Source organism: Streptomyces boncukensis, from assembly GCF_011045075.1.
Classification (GTDB): Bacteria; Actinomycetota; Actinomycetes; order Streptomycetales; family Streptomycetaceae; genus Streptomyces; species Streptomyces boncukensis.
Genome location: NZ_JAAKZZ010000585.1, coordinates 1 through 4,157 on the forward strand (window position 1 = coordinate 1; position 4,157 = coordinate 4,157).

Genomic DNA, 4,157 nt, shown 5'->3' on the forward strand with positions numbered 1-4,157 from the left:
GCCGGAGGGGCCAGCTTCGGGTATGTGCGGGTCGCCTCCGCCCCGCCCGCACCCCCGCTGCCGGAACCGCCTCCGGGCTCCGCCGGAGCGGACGCCGCCGGAGCCGGGCCGCCCGGCGACCACCCCGTCTCGACCACCCGCTTCTGCATCAGCACCGCGCCCGCCAGCACCGCGGCGCCGATCAGCAGCATCAGGACGACACCGCCCGCCTCCCCCGCCTTCGCGGCGTTGCCGACGAGCGCCCCGAACCAGCCGAAGTCGGCGTCTCCGAACGTCGTGTTCTCGTTCCCGAACGTGCCCAGCACCTTCAGCAGCAGCGCGGGCAGGAACGTGATCAGCACCCCGTTGAGGAACGCGCCGACCACCGCGCCGCGCCGGCCGCCCGTCGCGTTGCCGTACACGCCCGCGGCGCCGCCGGTGAAGAAGTGCGGCACCAGCCCCGGCAGCACCAGCGCCAGGCCGAACGCCGGCTCCAGCGCCCAGGCGAGCAGCGCGAGGGTGCACAGGCCGCCGACGAAGCTGGAGATGAAGCCGAGCAGCACCGCGTTCTGCGCGTACGGGAAGACGATCGGCGCGTCCAGCGCGGGGACGGCGCCGGGAACGACCTTCTGCGCGATGCCCTGGAAGGCGGGCACCAGCTCGCCCAGGATGGTGCGGACACCGAAGAGGATGACGGCGACCGAGATGCCGAACTGCAGGCCCTGCATCACGGACTGCATCAGATAGTTGCCGAGATCCGTGGCCGGGGCGCCGCCGCCTTCGGCGAACGCCTTGAACGCGGTCTTCTCGCCCTCCTTGACCACGTAGACGACGGCGAGCACCAGGTAGATCAGCAGCATCGACAGCGCGGTGGCCACCATGGAGTCGCGCAGGAAGCGCAGCCCCTCGGGCAGCTTCATGTCCTCCGTGCTGCGGCTGCGCCGGCCGCCCTTGCCGAGCCGGCCGACCAGCTGCCCCGCGGCGCCCGCCGTGATGTAGCCCGCGGTGCCGAAGTGGCCGATGGCCACCGTGTTGTTGCCGGTGATGCGCTTGGTCCAGGGATGGGCGAACGCGGGCATCGCGACGAGCATGACGCCGAGCAGCACGCCGCCGACCACCACCACGACCCAGGACGCGTAGCCAGCCGTCGCCAGCACCATGGTCAGCAGCGTGGCCATGAAGAGCATATGGTGCCCGGTCAGGAAGACGTAGCGCAGCGGTGTGAACCGGGCCAGCACGAGGCTGAGCGCGAAGCCGAGGATCATCAGCCAGGCCACGCGGGAGCCGAACTGCTCCTGCGCGATGCCGACGATCGCCTCGTTGGTCGGGATCACGCCGTGCGCACCGGTGGCGCCCGTGATCATCTTCCCCAGGGGGGCGAGCGAGTCGGTGACGAGCCCGGCACCGGCGCCGATCAGCAGAAAGCCGAGGGTCGCCTTGATGGCGCCGCCCAGGATCTGCCCCGTCGGCTTGCGCAGGGCGATGAGCCCGGCGGCCGTGATGAGGCCGATCAGATACGCCGGCACGCTGAGGATCTCGTTGACGAGGAACTTGGCGAGGGTGACGAGCCAGTCCATGGTTGTTTCTCCGTCTCCCGGTCAGACGTCGTAGGTGTCCCGCAGCGTGCGGTCGACCTCGGTGGCGCTGGTGAAGTCCTCGACGACCTTCACCGGGATACCCACGTCGCCCAGCGTTCTGGCGATCTCCCGGGAGGTGAGGATGGCGGCGGCCTCGGCCGCCTTGCCCTTGGCGGAGATGGTGTCCGTGGCCTCGACGGTGATGTTGCGCTCCCAGCCCCAGCGCCGCAGGACCTGCTCCAGGGTGTTCTTGAGGAAGAGGCTCGTGCCGACGCCGTTGCCGCACACGGTGAGGATCTTCTGCACGGACGGCCCGGACGGCCCCGACGAATCGGACGGCCCGGTGGCGGCGCCCGGCACCTCGCCGTCCGCCTCCGCCAGCAGCAGGTGCAGCGCCTCCGGCGTCGGCGCGTCGCGCAGCCCCTGCTCCGTGTCGGGGCGCGCCAGCAGCCGGGCCAGCGAGGCCATCGCGGCGGTGTGCGCCCCCGCGTCCCGCGCGGCGAGCGCTACGACAAGGCTCACCGGGTCATGGGACTCGTGCCCGAACGGGACCGGCTCGGCCAGCCGCACCCACGCCATGCCGGTGCGCAGCACGGCGGGCGAGGGACGGGCGTGCGCGAAGGCGAAGCCGGGCGCGATCACGATGTACGGGCCGTTGTCCTCGACGTTCCGGATCATCTCGGCGGTGTACTCGTCCGTACTCGCGCCGGTCGCCACCAGCAGCTCGCCGGCGGTGCGGACGGCCTGCCGCCAGTCGGCCGCGGGCACGTCCAGCCGCACCGCCTCGACAGGGAGGAGTTCACTGAGAGTCGCCATAGGGGCGATCTTGGCACGTCAGCGCTGTTTCGGCCTCCGGACGGATCCCGCACCGCGGCCGGGGCCGTCAGAACGCGGGGCAGCCGTCAGGACTCGGGGAAGGCGAAGGTGTAGTTCCGGCCCTTCAGCCAGGGAATCAGCTGTTCGAGCGCCGCGTAGGACTCGGCGCGGTCGCCGCCGCCGTCGTGCAGCAGCAGCACGGCGCCGGGCTTCAGTTGCTGCTTCGCCCGCGCCACGATGGCCGCGGTCCCCGGCCGCTGCCAGTCGCCGGGGTCGGCGGTCCAGCCCAGCGGACGCATCCCGTGCGCCGCCGCGATCCGGCGGCTGTCGGGGGTGAAGGCCCCGCCCGGCGCCCGGTAGTAGTGGACGCGGGCGCCGCCGGACGCCTTGTCGATCATCCGCTGCGCTTCGAGTATCTGGCGCTGCTGGTAGCCGACGGACTTGTGGTCCATCGTCTCGTCATGGCTCACCGTGTGGTCGCACAGCCGGTGCCCCTCGGCGACGATCCGCTTGACGAGCGCGGGGTAGCGTTGGGCGTTCGGACCTATCAGACAGAAGGTGGCCTTGACGTGCTGACGCTTGAGCAGGTCCAGCACCTTGGGCGTCCACACCGGGTGCGGGCCGTCGTCCAGGGTGAGGGCGACGCTCCTGCCGCCCGCCGCTGTGGTGTGGACCAGGTCGCGGCTGGTGCGCGGGGGCGGCGCCGCCCGCTTCCGGTGCGGCGCCGCGGCCCGGGGGCGCTTGCTGTCCGCGTGTGCGGACTCGCCGCCGCCGCGCAGACTCCGCTCCCAGCCCGGGTGCCCGGCGGACGCGGCGGCTCCCGTGCCGTGCCCCACCAGGGCCGTCAGCAGCCCGATCGCGAACGTCGTCACTGCCGCGATCAGCGCGACGGTCGTCTGACGCCCCGGACGTCGGCCCCACTTGCTCTGCACTACCGCTCCTGCCTGCCCATATCCCCGTCCCTGTCGCTGAGTGAGACACCTCGGGGGCACCAGGGGTTGCAGCTGGGAAATGAGACATACACCGCATCCGGCTTCGCGGGAGCGCGCCCATGACGGGCCCGGAACCGTTCACGAAGGAGCGCGCGCGGGCCGTGCTGGCCGCGGCGGACGGCGCGGACGCGGCCCGGGACGCGGAGCTGCTGTCGCTCGGCGAGAACGCGGTCTTCGCACGGGGCGACGTGGTGGTGCGGATCGGCCGCGACCCGGAGCTGCTGCCGCGCGCCGAGCGGGAACTGCGCGTCGCCGCGTGGCTGGAGGGGGCGGGAGTGCCCGCCGTACGGGCCGCGCCCGGACACCCCTCCGGCGTCCGGCTGGTGGCGGGGCACCCCGTCACCTACTGGCGGCGGCTGCCGCCCGCGGTACGGCAGGCCACGGCCGCGGATCTCGCCGGGCTGCTGCGGGCCGTCCACGCGCTGCCCGCGCCGCCGTTCGCGCTGCCGCGCCGGGAGCTGCTGGGCGGGGTGGAGCGCTGGCTGCGGCTCGCGGGGGACGCGGTGCGCGCGGCCGACGCGGCGTTCCTCCGCGAGCGCCGCGACGCCCTCGCCGCCGCGCTGCCCGCGCTGGTCCCGCAGCTGCCGCCCGGCCCGGTGCACGGTGACGCGCTGCCGCGCAACGTGCACGTCGGCCCGGAGGGGCCGCTGCTGCTGGACCTGGAGACGTTCTCCGCCGACCTGCGCGAGCACGACCTGGTGGTGATGGCGCTGAGCCGCGCCCGCTACGGGCTCCCGGAAGCGGAGTACGCGGGCTTCGCGCGGGTGTACGGGTGGGATGTGCGGGAGTGGGC

At 73.4% G+C, this 4,157-nt stretch carries 4 protein-coding genes; 1 reads left to right on the forward strand and 3 read right to left on the reverse strand.

The genetic code is table 11. The annotated features are described in order from the left end of the window. The 3 genes from G5C65_RS32475 to G5C65_RS32485 all read right to left on the reverse strand — a co-directional run. A partial coding sequence (locus G5C65_RS32475; RefSeq protein ID WP_165302626.1) for a PTS ascorbate transporter subunit IIC occupies positions 1-1,556 on the reverse strand: 1,556 nt, incomplete at its 3' end. Positions 1,557-1,577: 21 nt separating this feature from the next. Beyond that, on the reverse strand, positions 1,578-2,372 hold the full coding sequence (locus G5C65_RS32480; RefSeq protein ID WP_165302627.1) for a PTS sugar transporter subunit IIAB: 795 nt from the start codon (positions 2,370-2,372) through the stop codon (positions 1,578-1,580). Between the two features lie 86 nt (positions 2,373-2,458). After that, positions 2,459-3,304: a polysaccharide deacetylase family protein gene (locus G5C65_RS32485; RefSeq protein ID WP_338146770.1), complete on the reverse strand. Its 846-nt coding sequence runs from the start codon at positions 3,302-3,304 to the stop codon at positions 2,459-2,461. Between the two features lie 119 nt (positions 3,305-3,423). Between G5C65_RS32485 and G5C65_RS32490 the strand changes: the two genes are divergently transcribed. Continuing rightward, positions 3,424-4,157, forward strand: a 734-nt coding sequence (locus G5C65_RS32490) for an aminoglycoside phosphotransferase family protein (protein ID WP_165302628.1), incomplete at its 3' end; no start/stop codon positions are given.

Excerpts from the sequence above, each read along its gene's own strand:
- G5C65_RS32480 (WP_165302627.1), bottom strand. The coding sequence starts at position 2,372 with ATGGCGACTCTCAGTGAACTCCTCCCTGTCGAGGCGGTGCGGCTGGAC.